The following is a 19,235-nucleotide window of genomic DNA, read 5'->3' as shown; positions in this document are numbered from 1 at the left end:
CAATAAATCACCCCATTATTTTTTCATTCCTATAATATTGTATATACTTTTTATATCTAAATTTTCTCTAACAATATCCGCTAATTTATCTAATTCTTTTTCCCTTAAATTTTCATATACATAAGACTTTTTAGTTTTCATGTCTTTTCTTACTCTTATCTTATTTAAAACGTATTCTCTAAAGTCTACACCATCAAAAACTCCATGTATATAACTTCCCATGATGTTTCCTTCATTATTTACAGCTCCATCTTGCAGAGAAACCTGTTTTCCATTCTTATCTACAATCTCAAATAAAGGCTTTGCACTTTCACCATAAGTGCATATTCCCATATGTATTTCATAACCATATATATTTATCTTTCTTTTTTCTGTTGAAGCTTCATCTTTATATACAGTAAATTCTTCTAAGCTTTCTGCTTTTATTCTTGTAGTAACCTTTTCTTTTTCAAATATAGTATCTATATCTAAAAGCCCCATTGCTTCAACTTCTGGAACTTCTGTTTCCACACCATATGGATCTTTTATTACTTTTCCAAGCATCTGATATCCACCACAAATTCCTATAACAAAGCCTTTTTTACTATATTCTTTTATACGTGCCTCTAAACCGCACTTTCTAAGCTGAAGTAAATCTTCAATGGTATTTTTGCTTCCTGGAACTATAAGCAGGTCAGGATCTCCAAATTCCTCAGCAGAACTTACAAATCTTACGGATACATCTTCTTCACTCTTTAATGAATCTAAATCTGTAAAGTTAGATATATGCGGAAGTTTTATTACAGCTATATCTATAGGTGCTGTTACCTTTGTATTAAATTCCACTGCTCCATCTTCATCTTCTAATGCTAATCTAAAATGAGGAATTACTCCTAGGCATGGAATCTTTATTATATCTTCAAGCATAGTTAGTCCTGGCTTTAATATTTCCACATCTCCTCTGAACTTGTTTATTATAGTACCTTTAACTCTCTTTTTTTCTTCTTCGCTAAATAAAAGCATAGTTCCAGCTAAAGATGCAAATACTCCACCTTTATCTATATCTCCAGCTAATAAAACAGGAGCATCAACAATTTCTGCCATTCCCATATTTACTATATCTCTATCTCTTAAGTTTATTTCTGCTGGACTTCCTGCACCTTCCATAACTATAATATCAAATCTTTTTTCCATATCCTCAAATTGTTCTTTTAGCATATCTCTAAACTCTAATTTCATGTTGTGATATTCCATAGCAGTACTGTTTCCATAAACTTTTCCATTGACTATGATTTGACATTTCTTATCAGAAGTTGGTTTTAAAAGTATAGGGTTCATATAAGCTTCTGGCTGAAGTCCTGCAGCATAAGCTTGAAGTACCTGTGCACGCCCCATTTCTTTTCCGTCTAAAGTTATGTATGAATTTAGAGACATATTTTGAGATTTAAAAGGACATACCGAATATCCATCCTGTTTAAAAATCCTACAAAGTGCTGTTACTAGTATACTTTTACCTACAGATGATCCTGTGCCTTGAATCATAATTTTAGCCATACTAACCATTCCCCTCTTAAATTGATATAATGAAAAAAGTTGTCAAAAAATACTTTCTATGCAGTATTTTCATACTTTTCAAGTTACTGCATAGCCTTCGAATTTTAAGACAACTATCTCTATAAATAAAAAAACCGGCAACCGCCGGAAGTTCTACAATCAAAAGTTCTTTCCCTCCGAAAGCATATGTTCTAATCAGGCAGGTCTCCTGGCTTATGAATCATTCTCCCCTTTGCCTTCCTCTTGTATAAATACCGAGTGGCCAGTAAAGGTTTGTCCTCATTTACAGTAGCGGGGGCTGCTGCGGAATTTAACCGCATTCCCTTTTCACCTTATTATAAAGGCACCTGAAGCTTAATATTATATTGTATGAATTTAGTTTATTACAATTATTCTCAGCTGTCAATGATTCTACTTTATTCAGCATGATTTTTAACTTGCTGCATCTTTTATCCAATATCTCTCCCCTAAAACACTGCCATCTTTTAAACAGAAGCTAATGAATTATTTTATATTATACTTAACTAAAAAATCGTTATCATTAATTACGGCATTATAATCGTCATCCCTTACAATACTGTGTTCCTCTGAAAAAACTAAAGCTCTTTTAAACACATCTTCTACATATTCAAAATCATGAGTAGAACAGATTATAGTTTTACCGCTGGAATTTAATTTTATCATAAGCTCTTTTAAAAACTTTTTACCCTTAGGGTCTATTCCATTCATAGGTTCATCCAAAACTAAAATTTCTGGATTTAAAGCTAAAACGCTGGCTATTGCTACTCTCTTTTTCTCTCCACCGCTTAAATTATAGGGTTCTCTATCTCTAAGGTCTTGTACGTCTAAAAGTTTTAAACAATCTTCAACCCTTTTAATCACTTCTTCTTCCTTCAAACCCATCTGCCTTGGTCCAAATGCTATTTCATCATACACATTAGAACAAAAAAGCTGAGCATCAGAATTTTGAAATACAAATCCTACATTTTTATGAAATAACTTGGAAAAACTATTATTCTCTAACTTTTTGCTGTTTATTTCTTCACCTTTAAAATAGTACTTTCCTTTTTTTGCAAACACTATTCCATTTATAATTTTTAAGAAAGTAGATTTACCACTGCCATTAGGTCCTATTAATGCTACAGCTTCTCCTTCTTTAATAGTTACACTTACATTTTTTAATACATCTGCATTTTTATATTTAAAATATACATCTTTAAATTCAATCATTATTATCACATCCTAGCAAAATAAAAGTACATTATTATAATTACCACATTTATTATAGCATACATAAAATCTTTTAAAGAAAAGCTAAACTTTGAATAAGACACATACTCTCCTGTAAATCCTCTACATTCCATGGCAGAATACATTTCATCACCTAGGTCCTTTGATTTTAAAAATAGGTTTCCCATTATTCTTGATAATGAAGAATATTTATTACTATTTATACCTACAGACCTCAGTTTTAGTGCATAAATCATTTCTAAAGAAAATTCTCCAAGAATATAAATATATTTTAAGGTTATATCAAATACTAATATGAAAATATCTGGTATAAAGAAAAGTTTAAGGGCCTTTGTTATATCATGCCACTTTGTTGTATAAGATAAGACATTTACTCCTAGCATAGTACCTATTACTTTTAAAATAATAAGCATGCTATTGTTTACATTCCCCATTAACATAGAAGGTACAAGCATAATAGATGTAAAAATTGGAACCACTATACTTAATGCTAAAATTTTTTTAATATCTTCTATATCCAGTAAACTTAATGTAAATAACATATATACATCTATAATTAATATGTACATAAGATTTTTAGACATTGAAAGAAATATTATATTTGCAATTGTAAAAATCAACTTTACAGATGGATTAAGCTTGTACATAAAACTGCTATTAATTTTATTATTTCTTTTTATTAACGATAAAATACTTAAAAAACCTAATATAGTTTTATCTATAAAGCTATCTTTATCTGCTTTAGGTGTATAATCATCTTTTTTCAAAAGCCAATCTTCCATTATAATTTCACCCACTTATTAGAAATTACTTTGCATATATTCAAAATATATCATATATAAAAACTTAATGCAATTAATTTAAATTGTCCATACATTTCATACATTTTTGTAAAACTTTATGGTATTTAATATTTATTTTACATTTTCCATATATTTTAGAAGGAATTAAAACGCTTTTGTAGAATATTTATTGTAATCGTTATACTGTTTGTCTAATTAATAATAAAGGGGAGAGTTATCATGGTGTTAGATTCTAAATGTTCTTGTTTATTTTCAAATAACTCTAATATAAAGCCTATTTTAAATAAAAGATTTTCTAAAAATAATAACACAATTAATTCAGTCATAAACACTATTCCCATAGGGATTATAATTTTAGACAGTAAATTTAACGTAGTAATCTGGAATCCTGCACAAGAAAAAATATCAAATGTATGCAGTAAATCTGCAATTGGTGAAAACGTCTTTAATATTTTTCCTAAAATACTCAGTAAAAATATAGAAGTTAAAATTAAAAACGTTGTACAAAACAAAGAAACTATAGTATTGAATAATTTCCGTATAAATAGATTTTTTCTGAATAAATACTATAATATAAAAATTAGTCCTTTAGAAAATGAGTCTTTAATAGTACATAACATAATCATAACTATTGAGGACTGTACTATGCTGCATAATATTAAATATGAATTAGAAAATACATCAAAAATATTAAAAAAAAGAATATAGTAATTCTAAATCTTTAACGGAAAAACTTGAGAAATATAAAATATCTCTAAATAAAATGCAGGAAATTGATAAATTAAGGACAGAATTTTTTGCCAATATTTCTCATGAACTTAGAACTCCATTAAATATAATTATAAGTGCACTTCAAGTTATAAAATCTTTTAACAACTGCTCCTATACTAAAGATAGATCATTTAAATACTTAAAAAGCATAAAACAAAATTCTTTTAGGTTATTACGACTTATTAATAATTTAATAGATTTAACAAAAATAGATGGAGGCTATTTTAAAATACATCCGACTAATCATAATATAGTTAGTATAGTTGAAGATATAACTTTATCTGTAGCTGAATATGCAGAAAATAAGTCTTTAACTCTTACATTTGATACGAATACAGAAGAAAGAATTATGTCTTGTGATGCTGATAAAATAGAAAGGATTATGATGAATTTAATATCTAATGCTATAAAATTTACGGATCCAGGTGGGCACATATTTATAAGTTTATTAGATAAAACTGATCATGTTATTATTTCTGTAAAAGATACTGGTATTGGTATACCCAAAAGTGATCTAGATATAATTTTTGAGAGATTTCGTCAGGTAAATAAATCTTCAGAAAGAAACTACGTAGGCAGTGGTATAGGTTTGTCCTTAGTTAAGTCACTGGTAGAATTACACGGTGGAAACATTTCAGTTAATAGTACTTATGGAGAAGGAACAGAATTTATTATAAACCTTCCTGTTACTATTAATCCAAATTCTACTGTATCTAAAGAAGATACTGATTTTAGCAAAAATAATATACAAAAAATAAATATAGAGTTTTCTGATATATATCCAAGATAAATTTTAAGCACAGATAGCATAACCTGTGCTTAATTATATGCCATATAAAAAATCAAATGCTTATATTATCTCATAATATAATACACATTAATTAACAGTGATGCTTTTAATTTTTAAATAATTGAACCTTTTATATAAAGATTACTATTTATTATCTTCACAAAATGCATACCAAGGTCCCATGCCTACTGCTGTACCTCTTTGCTGTTCCTCTAGTATAAAACTTTTCAAATTATTTCTATTTACTAAAATAACTTCTATCTCTTCTTCTGATTCAAGATGCTGCTTAGGATTTAAATTTTCCTCTAGTGTTTCATCAATTTCTACATTAACTACACGTACTGTATCAGATAATAATGCCGCATTTGAATACAGCATAGGACTTATACTTTTTACTTTTCCTACATATCCTGTTTCTTCTTTAAGTTCTCTTAAAGCCTCTTTTTCTAAATCTTCACCTTCCACAAGTCCTGCTGGAAATCCTAAAACATAATTATTTATAGCTGGACGATATTGTTTTATCATTAAATATCTATTTGATGGAACAAGCTTAGGTATTATAACTACAGTATTACTAGTATTAGTTCTCTCTATGCTTTCCCAATTTACAGTTTCCCCATTTTCACTTTTATAGGTTGTTTGCTTTAATGCTAACCATTTAGCTTTATATAAAATCTTTTCCTCAACCTTTTTCATAATTACCTCACTCCGATCTTTTAAAAATATCAGTCAATATCAATAATTATATTCTACTATATTATACTTAAATTTTACATGGTTTTTAAATTTACTTTTAACAAATCTTTAAAATCAGCATTTATTTGTTTCTTTACATAATGTTTGCATTATAAATCTATATATTTATTTTTATATATGAGCATTAAAATATAATTCTAAAAAGTAACTAAAAACACTCCAAAATTCAAAATTGAATAATGCAGTGTTTCAATAAATTGTTCGTATTTTCTTATCCTACTTAATCCTCTACTATTATTAGCAAAAGTAATTTTACTCATCTTCGTACACCGGCTTTCCGCCAAAAACACCACTAACATACATTTTTTCTATGTTTTGAGCTTCCCTCGGTTTTTCGTTGGAAAATCTATTTATTACACTCCCATCGTTTCCCTTAAATTCCACAGCATACTCTTGATCCGGTCTAAAAATACTGTTTGATAATAAATTGGTTGAATGAGAAACTATAAATACTTGAGATTTCTTTGATTTTTCCATAAAATATCTAATCAATAACTCCTCTAATTTATTGTGAAAGGCACTACTAAATTCATCTATAATTAGCATACCTCCATTTTTTATAACATGAAAAAATGATGGCAGCATACTCAATAAATTTTTATTTCCCAATGATTCCATTGCAAATGGTATAGGCTCACCAATTTCTTCTCTTTTAAAGAAAATGTTTTTTTCACCTTCAGTATCTATAGAAATTAAATTTCCAATACTTGTTTCTGAGTATTCTATTATTTGATTAAAATTATATTCTCTAAAAAAGCTATTAATATCTTCTATGCCATTATTTTCTAGATATTCTTTTAACCCCAAACTATTATTCGAAGGATTTACTCCTATTCTAAGAAAAGCATCTAAATAGACCGAATTTAATAAATACCTAAACCACTTTTTTAAAATATCATTGCTCATAAACTTCGTGTTAAAGTATATTGACCTTAACAGCAGAGAATTCTTATCTACATCATTAAAAATTTGATTATCTGTAATATATGATTTTGCATTTTCTCCCATTCTGTCTAGGACAATTTTATTATTTACTAATAATGTTTCAAGCATAAACCTTTTCCTTGTATCGTATTCAATTTTATATTCAATAATATCTTCATCAAATTGAAATTCATAATAAAACTTTATGTTATCATTTTCAGAAAACAAACACTTATAAGTACTAATATTAGTTAATTTTTCACCAAATAGTAATTCTAATAATAATCTTAACGATAATATTATATTGGTTTTACCAGAAGCATTAGCTCCTACAAATATACCGCCTTTTAATATGCCATCTTGTGATACATTTCTTTCCTTTAAAATTTTATAATTAGTACTTTTAAAATCCACTATTGTTTTATTTTTGAAGGATTTAAAGTTTTCAATTTCTATTTTTGTTAACATTCTAATCACCTTCCTATATATATTATATCCAAAGTCAAATAAAATGTATACTTTTTACACTTAATTTTATTTAAAATGTAATTTTTTTACTTCAAAATTTTATTGAGCATTACAGCAGATAGTTAACCTTTTAATAAATGTCCGCTTTGCTGCTTGAATTGCTTCCATTACTTCATTTAAATTATCAGAGGTTATATATTTAGACATATCTATCACCTTACCTATCACTATAGACTTCATAAAGGTCTACTATATCATTTAAGAAATTAAACATTTTTTTAGCTTTGTCACTTACTTCATATTCATCTAGTGAATTATCGAACGCAACCATTCTATCAGTGTTCTCTAATTCTAGGTGCTTATAATTTATTAACTGTTCAATATCTATATTAAAAGTTGTAACTATCTTATCTATATGACTTTTAAGTGTTGTATTGTTATCTATTTCACCTTTAATTAATTTATCAATAATTGCCCTTGAAATACCTGTTAGTTTTGAAATTGATGATTTTGTATATCCATTATCTTTAATAAAATCAAGAAGATTAGATCCTATTTTGTATCTGTTATCATAAATATAGGCTTTTATTTGATTTTCATTATATTTTCCTGTTAACTCCATATTAACACCTCCCTATGATTATATTACATACCGATATTGTAAAAAAAAATACATATGTATAGCTAATATATTATTTTCCTACTTTTTACTCAGTCACATAATCTTATTTACATAATTATTCTATAGTTCCATATCAATTAAAATATCCATTAATTTTTCAATGTAAGAAACAAACCTTTTATCAACTAAATCCACAGTAGTTTTAATTTCAGAATAACTTGCAGCATACCTCATAGCTTGAAATTCAAAAGCTTTCTTTAACTAATATCTTGAATTTCTATAGAACCTTTTACATTTCCTTACAAGTGCCTGACCCCTTTGTGAGTGCATGCTTTGCTGGACTCACTTGCTAAATCTTTAAAATCAGTATTTGAATTGTATTCATTATTTATAAACTTATCTTTGTTACTTATGGAATGAACTTACTATTTATAATATTAAGCCTTAATTTTATCTTTCAGTTAGTATTATAGCGTGTTGGATAAATATTACACTTGCTATTTTAAAAAAAGCTTTCACCCTTTTACTCAAATTTAACAAAAGAGATTATAAGCAAAAATAATACTGACGAGAATTATCCCATCAGTAATTTTTTATCATGCAAAATTTTTTAATTATTAATTTTAGGTGCATTATTTTTTACTATATCCCTTACATACTCAAGATCAAATTCATTTATTTCTGCAATATATTCTATAGAAAGTCCTTTACTGTACTGTTTCAATATAAGTTGTTTTATTGCTTCTTCTCTTCCTTCTTCAATTTTTTCTCTATCTCTTTCCAATAAAGTCATGAATTCCACCTCCACTGAAATATCATTTTTAACTTTCTGTACCCTTTTATGTATACTTTTAACAAGATTTCCTTTAGACTGCTTTACTGTATCATCTGTTGAATTTTCTACATATTTAAGAAATTCTAACAATTCTTCACTCAAATCATTCATGATTCCTTTTGTATTTAATATTATTTTTTGTGCTTCATCCTTTAATATTATACTATTATCTTCTAGGCATATGTTTTCAAAAGTATATTTATGACGTCCTTTATTGAACAAATCAAATGTGCATATGAATATTATATAACTTTTTGTAAGTTTTCTATAATCTTCACCTTTACTTATTAAATCTAAATCAATACTTCCTTGATAATATCTTAGTCTTTTAGGTAAGTTTTTATGCTTTCCTCGCTGCATTTCTACATTATAGATTGTATTATTTTCATCTCTAACATAAACATCAAGCCTGATGCCTTTACTTTCAAGCAATAAATCTATGGTTTTCTGCTCCTCTACCATTTCAACTTTTTCTATATCAATTTCTAAAATCCTTTCCAACAATTCTTTACAAATCTGTTTATCACTCATAACTTTTGCAAACAAAAAATCATCTTCAAGATTTAGCTCTTTTAAAGTTTTATTCATTACCATTAACCTTACCTTATTTTTATCTTTTTTATTTATTATTATCAATATTATATCTAATTAAGCAGTATGTTTCAATATACTCAAACACAATTTATGTTCTATTCATTTTTAAATAAATTATTATTTATATTACTCAACCTAAAAGTGGAATTTATTTAATCTTCTATGAGAAACCAAATCTATTTCTTTATTTTATGAGCGGTAATAATGGTATAACTATAAGCATTAATTGTTATTTCACAGTTATCTATGGTTACATACCAGTTTTTACCCTTTCTAGCTATTGTGGCATTGGAATCTAATATTTTGTCGCTACACCATTTTACTACATTGTCCACATTTAAAAAAAGATTTTTTTTAATTCGTCCAACTCCCAATTCGGTTGTGTGCAACTTATCTAAGTTTTGTATCAATTCACCTTTATTATCATTTATTTTTATCATCATGTATTTTTCCTCACAAAATTGCTATTTGTCTGTAGATTATATAAATAATCTTTACTTGGCAGTTACTTACTATTATGTCACTTGCTAAATTTTATTAAATAGGGCCTGCAAGGCATTGAACTACCAATTATTAGCCTAATGATTCATTTATATTCTAATAATTGTGTTATCATAGTCAATCTATGGATACCTATGTCTTTTAAAGTTTATTTTACCGATTTGAAAAGTATAATATTTAATTTAATTTTATATTATACTAATCAATTCCTTTTAAAGTTAAATTCCATTTAGCATGATTTGGATCATAATTCAATATTTTTGCTATGAATGTATCACCTATAGCTGCAAAAAGAAAAATATCATCTATATAATAATCTGCCAATTGGCTAATATGAATACTACCTCTATATACGATTGAATCTGCTTCAAATGTAACTATAAGAAATCCTGGTACAATTTTAACTACACCAACTTTAACAATATCACCTTCTTTAAATAAATGTTGAACATTATCAAAATACTTTTGGCTTTTTCCGTACTTTGAATATAACGACAACTCCTTTTGTAATGCTCTATGTACCTCTATTGACCAATCATCATCTAATACAATACCATCACTTCCTTTATGTTGCCACCTATAAGTTTTAGAAGATACGGAATAATTACCAATTATTCCTATCCTGTATAAATCTTTTAAAATATTTACAAGTTCAACTTGTAAAATTGTATTTTCAAAATACCTAGAAATCCTATCCTTTAACTCATTATATGTAAACCTTGGTTTAAATCCTCTTAAACAACTAAGTATTATCTCTTTTTCTTCTGGTGAATACAATGCATTTAATTCTTCTTCAACCTCTTCTAAACTTTTTCTAGAGTACTCTTTTAAACTTGCATCAAATACAGCTTGTGTGTAAGATGTGCTGTTTGAGTGTAAGCTATTTTTTGCAGCATCTAAAAATCTAACAATATCTCTAGGTTTACTCCAGCTATAATTTAGTATATAGTTTACAACAGGAACTCCATCAATTTCCTCTTCAAACCAATTTTTATATATCTCTTCTTTTGATTTATAATTCACTCCATTCTTTTTCTCAGACATCTCAATTCTTTTTAACCATATTTCAAATATAGGATGACTATATGAATTAGTATTGTTATAATCCCATATTAAAGGACATTCAAACCCTGATGTAACCTTATTAATTTCTTTTGCTGGTATAAATCTACTTATACTATTAAGTATTTCTGTTCTAATTGAACAAATTATTTTAGTATTGCTAAAACTTGAATTTACAAAAATATTATTTATAAATTTTGTGGTAATTATTAAATCTCGGAGCATTCTTAAATCTCGTTTTAAAATTGCTTTTTCTGCGTAAAATGCCTCTAATTCATCTACAAATATATAGTAAGGTATATCACTACGCTTTAGTAATAATAATTCCTCAGTAGCATCATCAATTAACTTAATAAATAAAGAATATTCCTTTATATTATTTTTTTCATCGAAGTCTAATAATACTTCTGGAGTAATTGTAGATTTTCCTAAAGCATCAACTGAATAGCCTAATCCTATCTTAATTTTTCTTGGTATACTTAATAATTTGTTAGCAGTCTTTTCTGGTAAAATCAAACTAATAATATGCTTAAACTTCCTCCAGTGATCATCCTCCATAAAAATGCCACAGTTATTTTCTTCATTATCTTCAATAATTCGTCTATATAATATCCATCTCCAAATATACTCAAAATCTTGTTCATTTATTAAATCTTCATTTTGTATAATCATTGAACTAACTATTTTTTTTGATATATTATCTAATTGCTGTCTCTGAACACTTCCATACTCACCCTTAAAGAAAATATATGATGAGCATGCTGCTTGGTCTTCCTCCTTAATTTTTGTATCTAGAAAATATAGAAGTGCCGTTTTTCCTGTTCCTTTATAACCTCTTACAAAGCACTTATTTCCTTTTAAAAGACCATTAAAATCAAAGTTTGGAGGCATTACAAAGCTTTTTATAAAATTTTCATACCCCTCAAAATTTATTTCATCACGCGCATCAGGTTTTCCAATGTAAATATCTTTTACTGTTGTCCTTCTTTTCATTTTCCATCCCCCATTTAACTACACATTATAGACATAATTACTATAATCAAAAATTACATACGTTATAATATTTCTAATCAAATTATACCATATTAATCCATATTGATACTTATATTTACAAGACAAAATTAATTTACCTTTGCATTAAAGATTACCCAATAACATATGATATACGTTAATTTTACACAACCTACATAAAACAATAATATCAACAGAGGTGGACTTGCCTTGTAACGTAGCTGTAAATACAAGTCTTTTTAATGCTTGTACTTACAGTCAAACGTTAGAAGCATGTCCACCCCTATGTCCTAGCGTGAATTGAAATACCTATATAAATAAAATTTTCTGAGTGTACAAATACGGGAGATGAATCTCCTAGAAAAAACTAGAGAAATACTTCGTGATTGCATTGGATAAGTTTGTCCAAAACTTTCTTTATCCTCCTATAGAAATCAGAGAAATTTTTAACACTACATTATCTGATTTTCAAATAATATCATTGGCATTTACTTTGTAATCATTTACATAAGATTATAAAAATAATACGATGCAAGGATACAGTGGAAATTTGGACTTTAAGAACTATTTGATAAAAACATCTTGAAAAGAGTTTGCATTTTTATGTAGTATACAATTAATAAAATTGCTACTATTTGCAGTCTACGCCTTAGATTATGATTAAAATAAATAACTTAAAATATATAGATAAAAAGTAATTATTATAAAAGCTACGCTTTTAAGATAATAGGAATGAAAATATATATGTTGTTCAGGAACACTTGCTTCATTTAAGAAATCAAAATTCATTAATAACACAATTTCTTATATCAGAACATACAAATCATTTAATAAAAAACTGTCTAAACTATTAATCTCTTTCGGGATATTTCTATAAAATAAAAAATAGCTTCTACATAAAATTAATATATTAAACAACAGGCTTCGCCTTAATCTTTAAGTGTTATAATTTAGAATTAAATACAATTTTGATTTAAAAATTATCTATAGCAATGCAACTAAATGTATACAACTGAAGTTACTAGTTTTGATTTTAACTTTTACGTAGGGATATAGAATAAGCGTTTACTCACATTAGCTAAATTGTTTTTTTATTAGTCTTAGCGAGGAGTTCAGGAAAGCCTTAGAACTTTAGCCCTGTCTGAGGGAACCGAGTTTGGCAAAGTTCTTAGGTTTTCCTGAACTTTGAGCTTTAGACTAATTAAAAATATTTAGCAGTGAGTAAACGCTTATTCTATATCTCGTAGTAAAAGTTAAAATCAAAACTTCTACTACACCTTAACTTTACGTCGCAATGTATTTAATTTTCTATACCATAGTAAATTTATATTTTATGTAATATTCCTCTTCCTTATTTGGCTGCAATACTATATCTCCAAAGTTTTTATGATGTATTGAATCAGGTAATGTCTGCGCTTCTAGAGCTACTCCAAATTCAGGCAATACTTTCTTATTTTGAACATTCCAAACTTGATCTACAACATTAAGAGTATAAACTACTAATCCGTTACGATTTGACTCAATATCAAGACGTCTACCTGTCTCATGATTAATTAAAGTTGCTATATTTGCACTGTTATCCACCTTAAAAGGATGATCAATACCACTTATTTCAAAATGTTTTTTTACATCTTTAATTGCCTGTGACAGATCTTTCTGTGCTCTAAAATCTAATGGTGTTGCAGACACATCATTTAATTTACCAGTTGGTACTAAATCATCAGCAAGTTCAGTATAACTATCTGCATTAATTTGTAATGTATGTCCCGATAACAATTTGCTAAAATCATTATTTAAATTAAAATATGAATGAATTGTAGGATTAAAAAGTGTATAATCATCGGCTATACCCTTAAAAGTAATTAGAACTTCATCATTATTATTAAGTGTATATATTATTTTCACCTGCAAGTTTGCTGGAAAACCATCTTCTTCGGATTTTATTGTTCTATAAAAAATTATGCTGGTATCGTCTTTAGATTCTTCGATTTCACTATTCCATATTAATGTATCGAAACCGTTTTCCCCACCATGTAGTGTGTTTTCTCCTTCATTAGTTGGAACTTTATATAAATTATCTTTAATTTGAAATTTACCATTACCTATACGACCACCAACTCTTCCTATTGCTGCTCCTAAAAACATACTTCTATCTTTTAAATAACTATCTAAATTATCAAAACCTAATAAAACATTTGATAAGTTTCCCTGTTTATCTGGTACAATAATTTCTGTTAATTTAGCTCCATATGAAATACAAGAAACCTTCATTCCATTACTATTTACCATAGTATACTTTTGAATTTCTTTTTTTCCAACATATCCAAATAGCTCATTTTGAACCATATTATCCATCTCCTCATATCATATTTGAAAATAATTCTATTTTTGCAAAAATGGAACTATTATACTAATCTCTTAGTATAATAGTCCCTAATTTATCATTATATCAATCTGTTAACAATTATACATGCCACTGCCATTTAGTGATTTCAGGAAGATCTTCACCAAAATCACGAATGTATTTGTTATGTTCAACTAATTTGTCGTTCATTAATTGAATAAGATGTGCTCCTCGGTTTCCAAGTTGAGGTAAATTTTGTACTACATCTTTTACGAGATTAAATCTGTCTAATTTATTCTGAACTCTCATATCAAATGGAGTTGTAATTGTACCTTCTTCTTGATAACCATGAACATGTAAGTTATGATTAGCACGATAATAAGTTAACTGATTAACTAAATGAGCATAACCATGGAAAGCAAATATAATTGGCTTATCCTTTGTAAATAATGTATCATAATCTTCTTCACTTAATCCATGTGGGTGTTCATTTTTAGGCATTAATTTCATCATATCTACTACATTTACAAAACGAATTTTAAGCTCTGGTAAATGTTCACGTAAAATTGTAACTGCTGCTAAACCTTCTAAAGTTGGTGTATCACCACAAGTACCTATAACTACATCAGGTTCTTGTCCCTGATCATTGCTTGCAAAGTCCCAAATACTAGCACCCTGTTCTACATGCTTAACAGCTTGTTCCATAGTTAACCATTGCTGTCTTGGATGTTTTGATGTAACTAATACGTTGATTTTATGTTTAGTATGAAGACAGTGATCAAAAACAGCAAGTAGAGTATTAGCATCAGCTGGTAAATAAGCTCTAACTATTTCTGGTTTCTTGTCTACTATATGACCAAGTAAACCTGGATCTTGGTGAGTATAACCATTGTGATCCTGCTGCCATACATTAGATGTAGCTATTAAATTTAAAGAAGCTATATCTTTTCTCCAAGGAAGTTCTGAAGTTACTTTTAACCATTTTCCATGTTGAGTAATCATAGAATCTACAATACGAAGGAAAGCTTCATAGCTTGAAAAGAAACCATGACGTCCAGTTAATAAGTATCCTTCTAACCAACCTTCACATAAATGTTCGCTAAGCATTGAGTCTACAATTCTTCCATCATGAGCTAAGAATTCATCATTAGGTTCCTTTATTTCTGGTAACCATTGACGTTTAGTTCCTTCAAATAATGCCCATAAACGATTGGACATAGTTTCATCTGGTCCAAAGATACGGAAGTTACGATTTTCTTCATTTAATTTAACTACATCACGTAGGTATTTTGCAAGTTCAATCATATCCTGTGAAGTAGTAGCTCCTGGAGTAGGTACATCTACAGCATAATCACGAAAATCAGGAGTACGAAGTTCCTTTAATAATAAACCACCGTTTGTATGTGGATTTGATGCCATTCTCTTATTTCCCTTTGGAGTTAATTCTTGAAGTTCAGGAACTAATCTACCATTTTCATCAAATAACTCTTCTGGTTTATAGCTCTTTAACCATTTTACTAAATCATCTAAATGTTCTGTGTGATAACGGTCTACTGGAAGAGGTACCTGGTGAGCACGGAAAGAACCTTCATTTGGAACTCCATCAACCACCTTAGGACCTGTCCAGCCCTTTGGAGTACGTAAAACAATCATTGGCCACTTAGGACGAGTAGCGTCATTATTTTTACGAGCATTTTCTTGTATTCTAAGAATTTCTTCAGTTACTATATCAAGTGTATCAGCCATTAACTTATGCATAACATTAGGATCTTCACCTTCTACAAAATAAGGTTTCCATCCATTTCCTTCAAAGAACTTTTTCAATTCTTCATTAGGAATACGTGATAATATAGTAGGATTACTGATTTTGTAACCATTTAAATGCAATATTGGAAGTACTGCACCATCTGTAATAGGACTTAAAAATTTATTTGCTTGCCATGAAGTAGCAAGTGGACCAGTTTCAGATTCACCATCACCAACAACGCAAGCAGTAATTAAACTAGGATTATCAAAAACTGCACCAAATGAGTGAGCTAAAGAATAACCTAATTCTCCACCTTCATGTATAGAACCAGGAGTTTCAGGTGCCATGTGACTAGAAATTCCACCTGGGAAAGAAAATTGTTTACATAGTTTCTTTAATCCAGGGATATCACGAGAAACATTTGGGTAAACTTCACTGTAAGTTCCGTCTAAATAAGAATTAGATACCATAACTTGTCCACCATGACCTGGTCCAGAAACATAAATCATGTCTAAATCATACTTCTTTATAACTCTATTTAAATGAGCATAAACAAAGTTTTGTCCAGGAATAGTTCCCCAATGTCCAACTACTTTTCCCTTTAAATGTTCAGGCTTTAAAGGTTCTTTAAGTAAAGGATTGTCTAATAAATATAATTGTGCTGCAGATAAATAATTAGCAGCACGCCAATATGCATCTACTTTTTTTAAATATTCTGGTGTAATATTTCCTTCATCTGTATGTTCTTTTGTTGTTATAATTTTCATAATGATCCTCCTGATTTATAATTTTTCATTTGCTATTATGTTTAACAAATAATATATGTTGTATTGTAATCTATCATTTTATTATGTATAACAAGCGTTTTATTTTTATACGTATGTATTTCATTTTTTAAATTATTTATACGTACAAGTTAAAATATTTTTTTGACAACTATGGATTCATTACAAATTCCATAGTTGTCATTTTTTCTTACAATATAATAAGCATTAATACTAGCTTTTAAATAATTATCTTGAAACTTCTTTAATAAGGTCTCTTAAGTTAGTGTTTTTATCTATTATAATTGTTTCCAATCCAACCATACGAGCCCAATCATAAACTTGTTCACAAGTTAAAGCTAAAGTAAGAACAGTATGATGTCCGCCGCCAGCATAAATCCAAGCTTTAACAGCATCTGCAAAGTTTGGCTGTGGCTGCCATACCATTTTAGCTACAGGTAAATTAGGTGTATCTTCAGCAGCTTCAACAGCAGTTACTTCATTAATAAGCATACGATAGTGTGTTCCAAGATCAAGCATAGATATAGTGATACCTTCTCCAGTTGTTCCGTTAAATATTAAACGTGCAGGATCTTCTTTTCCACCAATACCTAATGGTTTAACAACAACTCTAGGTTTATCTGCTGCAAGAGTAGGATCTACTTCTAACATATGAGCACCTAAAATTGTTTCACTACCAGTATTTAATTCATAAGTATAGTCTTCCATAAATCCAGTTTTTTCGTTCTTAGTCATAATTTTAATTAAACGGCTTAATGCAGCAGTTTTCCAATCTCCTTCACCTGCAAAACCGTAACCTTCAGCATTTAAACGCTGAACTGCAAGTCCAGGTAATTGTTTCATACCATATAAATCTTCAAAGTTTGTAGTGAATGCTGTATATCCACCAGCATCTAAGAAGTTACGTAAAGCAATTTCCATTTTTATTTGTTCTTTTACTTGTTTTTCATAGAATTTAGGATCATTTTCGCCTGGTTCCATTATGTAAAGTTTCTTAAATTCTTCATAAGTATCATTAATCTGTTTTTCTGAAACTTTGTCCATTTCAGCAACTAAATCACCGATACCAAAGTAATCAACTGTCCATCCAAATTGAATTTGAGCTTCTATTTTATCTCCTTCAGTAACAGCAACATTACGCATATTATCACCAAAACGTGCAACTTTGATATCCTGGCTTAAAATGTAACCTACAGCTACCTGCATCCATTCAGCAATTTGCTTTTGAACGTCATCTTTCTTCCAGTAACCTACAACTACTTTATTATGTTTATTTAATCTAGCATTGATGAATCCATATTCTCTATCACCATGAGCACTTTGATGTAAGTTCATATAATCCATATCTATTGTTTTCCAAGGAATATTTTCATTAAATTGAGTTGCTAAATGTAATAAAGGTTTTTGTAATAATTTTGTTCCAGCAATCCACATTTTAGCAGGTGAAAAAGTATGCATCCATGTAATAACACCAGCTACTTCATCTTTGTAGTTTACTTCTTTCATAATACTTGTAATTTTATCAGCAGATGTTGCTAAAGCTTTAAATACAATAGGATATGGTAATTTTCCACTTGCATTTAAACATTTTATAATTTCTTCAGAATTCTTTTTAACCTGAGCTAATGCTTCTTCTCCATATAAATGTTGACTTCCTACTACAAACCAAAATTCTAATTTTTTATTTTTTAACATTTTAATCATCCCTCTTCTTTTATTTTTTCTGTCCATAATATGCGTTTTTTCCATGTTTTCTTTTAAAATGCTTGTCCAGCAAAACTTGCTTCATTCTGATATTATGAGGATTTAATTGTAATGAATGATATGTCATTTTTGCTACTTCTTCCAAAACTAGTGCATTATGTACTGCATTTTCTGGATCTGTTCCCCAAGTAAAAGGACCATGATCATTTACTAATACTGCTGGTACATTATTAGGATCAATATCATTATCTTTAAAAGTCCTAACAATGACGTCTCCTGTCTGTTTTTCATATTCTGTATTTATTTCACCTGCAGTCATTTGTGGTGTTACAGGAATATCACCATAAAAATAATCTGCATGAGTAGTTCCTGCTGCTTTAATACAAATTCCTGCTTGAGCAAATGAAGTAGCCCAAGGTGAATGTGTATGAACAACACCTTTTATATCAGTAAATTTCTTATATAAAACTATATGAGTTGGCGTATCACTGGAAGGATTTAAATCACCTTCTACAACATTGCCATCTAAATCTACAACAACCATGTCTGAAGCCTTCATATTTGTATATTCAACTCCACTTGGCTTAATTACTATTAACCCCTTCTCACGATCAATTCCACTTACATTACCCCAGGTTAATGTAACCAGGCCGTACTTTGGAAGCATTAGATTAGCTTCTAGTACTCTTTTCTTCAAATCCTCTAGCATAAATTAATCCTCCTTAGTTACAAAC

16 protein-coding genes and 1 riboswitch are annotated in these 19,235 nt (G+C 28.6%); of the genes, 2 read left to right on the top strand and 14 right to left on the bottom strand.

The window, feature by feature from the left end:
- Positions 1-15: 15 nt before the first annotated feature.
- From HBE96_RS18720 to HBE96_RS18710, 3 genes are all read right to left on the bottom strand, one after another.
- A complete protein-coding gene (locus tag HBE96_RS18720; protein WP_169299233.1) occupies positions 16-1,533 on the bottom strand; it encodes a cobyric acid synthase in 1,518 nt (505 codons plus the stop codon).
- Between the two features lie 181 nt (positions 1,534-1,714).
- Positions 1,715-1,899, bottom strand: a riboswitch (cobalamin riboswitch).
- A gap of 138 nt (positions 1,900-2,037) precedes the next feature.
- On the bottom strand, positions 2,038-2,763 hold the full coding sequence (locus HBE96_RS18715) for an energy-coupling factor ABC transporter ATP-binding protein (protein WP_169299232.1): 726 nt from the start codon (positions 2,761-2,763) through the stop codon (positions 2,038-2,040).
- A gap of 5 nt (positions 2,764-2,768) precedes the next feature.
- The gene (locus HBE96_RS18710; RefSeq protein ID WP_169299231.1) at positions 2,769-3,566 is read right to left on the bottom strand and encodes an energy-coupling factor transporter transmembrane component T family protein; all 798 of its coding nucleotides are present in this window, start codon (positions 3,564-3,566) and stop codon (positions 2,769-2,771) included.
- A 240-nt stretch (positions 3,567-3,806) separates the two neighbouring features.
- On the opposite strand from HBE96_RS18710, the gene HBE96_RS18705 reads away from it, so the two are divergent.
- Entirely contained in the window at positions 3,807-4,295 is a 489-nt protein-coding gene (locus HBE96_RS18705; RefSeq protein WP_169299230.1) for a PAS domain-containing protein, read from the top strand.
- A 55-nt stretch (positions 4,296-4,350) separates the two neighbouring features.
- Complete coding sequence (locus HBE96_RS18700) at positions 4,351-5,148, top strand: sensor histidine kinase (RefSeq protein ID WP_169299229.1); 798 nt, start codon at positions 4,351-4,353, stop codon at positions 5,146-5,148.
- A 144-nt stretch (positions 5,149-5,292) separates the two neighbouring features.
- Here HBE96_RS18700 and HBE96_RS18695 read toward each other — a convergent pair whose 3' ends face one another.
- The 11 genes from HBE96_RS18695 to HBE96_RS18645 form a co-directional block, all read right to left on the bottom strand.
- A complete protein-coding gene (locus HBE96_RS18695) occupies positions 5,293-5,844 on the bottom strand; it encodes an NUDIX domain-containing protein (protein WP_169299228.1) in 552 nt (183 codons plus the stop codon).
- A 312-nt stretch (positions 5,845-6,156) separates the two neighbouring features.
- Positions 6,157-7,296, bottom strand: coding sequence for an AAA family ATPase (locus HBE96_RS18690; RefSeq protein WP_169299227.1), 1,140 nt, complete (start codon positions 7,294-7,296; stop codon positions 6,157-6,159).
- Positions 7,297-7,395: 99 nt separating this feature from the next.
- Complete coding sequence (locus HBE96_RS18685; protein WP_169299226.1) at positions 7,396-7,536, bottom strand: hypothetical protein; 141 nt, start codon at positions 7,534-7,536, stop codon at positions 7,396-7,398.
- Positions 7,514-7,918 carry a helix-turn-helix domain-containing protein gene (locus tag HBE96_RS18680; protein ID WP_169299225.1) on the bottom strand — a complete coding sequence of 135 codons (405 nt, stop codon included), beginning with the start codon at positions 7,916-7,918 and terminating at the stop codon, positions 7,514-7,516. The genes HBE96_RS18685 and HBE96_RS18680 overlap by 23 nt, the downstream gene beginning before the upstream one ends.
- A 610-nt stretch (positions 7,919-8,528) precedes the next feature.
- Positions 8,529-9,341 (bottom strand): Rpn family recombination-promoting nuclease/putative transposase, encoded by an 813-nt coding sequence (locus HBE96_RS18675; protein WP_169299374.1) that lies wholly within the window; start codon positions 9,339-9,341, stop codon positions 8,529-8,531.
- A gap of 182 nt (positions 9,342-9,523) precedes the next feature.
- Complete coding sequence (locus tag HBE96_RS18670; protein ID WP_243186994.1) at positions 9,524-9,790, bottom strand: DUF3781 domain-containing protein; 267 nt, start codon at positions 9,788-9,790, stop codon at positions 9,524-9,526.
- A gap of 256 nt (positions 9,791-10,046) precedes the next feature.
- Positions 10,047-11,903 carry a P-loop ATPase, Sll1717 family gene (locus tag HBE96_RS18665; protein ID WP_169299224.1) on the bottom strand — a complete coding sequence of 619 codons (1,857 nt, stop codon included), beginning with the start codon at positions 11,901-11,903 and terminating at the stop codon, positions 10,047-10,049.
- Positions 11,904-13,229: 1,326 nt separating this feature from the next.
- Positions 13,230-14,267 (bottom strand): aldose epimerase family protein, encoded by a 1,038-nt coding sequence (locus tag HBE96_RS18660; protein ID WP_169299223.1) that lies wholly within the window; start codon positions 14,265-14,267, stop codon positions 13,230-13,232.
- A gap of 118 nt (positions 14,268-14,385) precedes the next feature.
- Entirely contained in the window at positions 14,386-16,779 is a 2,394-nt protein-coding gene (locus HBE96_RS18655; RefSeq protein ID WP_169299222.1) for a phosphoketolase family protein, read from the bottom strand.
- 246 nt (positions 16,780-17,025) lie between these two features.
- A complete protein-coding gene (araA, locus tag HBE96_RS18650; protein WP_169299221.1) occupies positions 17,026-18,492 on the bottom strand; it encodes an L-arabinose isomerase in 1,467 nt (488 codons plus the stop codon).
- A gap of 19 nt (positions 18,493-18,511) precedes the next feature.
- Positions 18,512-19,210: an L-ribulose-5-phosphate 4-epimerase gene (locus HBE96_RS18645; RefSeq protein ID WP_169299220.1), complete on the bottom strand. Its 699-nt coding sequence runs from the start codon at positions 19,208-19,210 to the stop codon at positions 18,512-18,514.
- Positions 19,211-19,235: the final 25 nt, after the last annotated feature.

This window comes from Clostridium muellerianum, assembly GCF_012926525.1.
Classification (GTDB): Bacteria; Bacillota; Clostridia; order Clostridiales; family Clostridiaceae; genus Clostridium_AM; species Clostridium_AM muellerianum.
The sequence above is the reverse complement of the archived record's forward strand: the minus strand, read 5'-3'. Positions and strand labels throughout refer to the sequence as shown.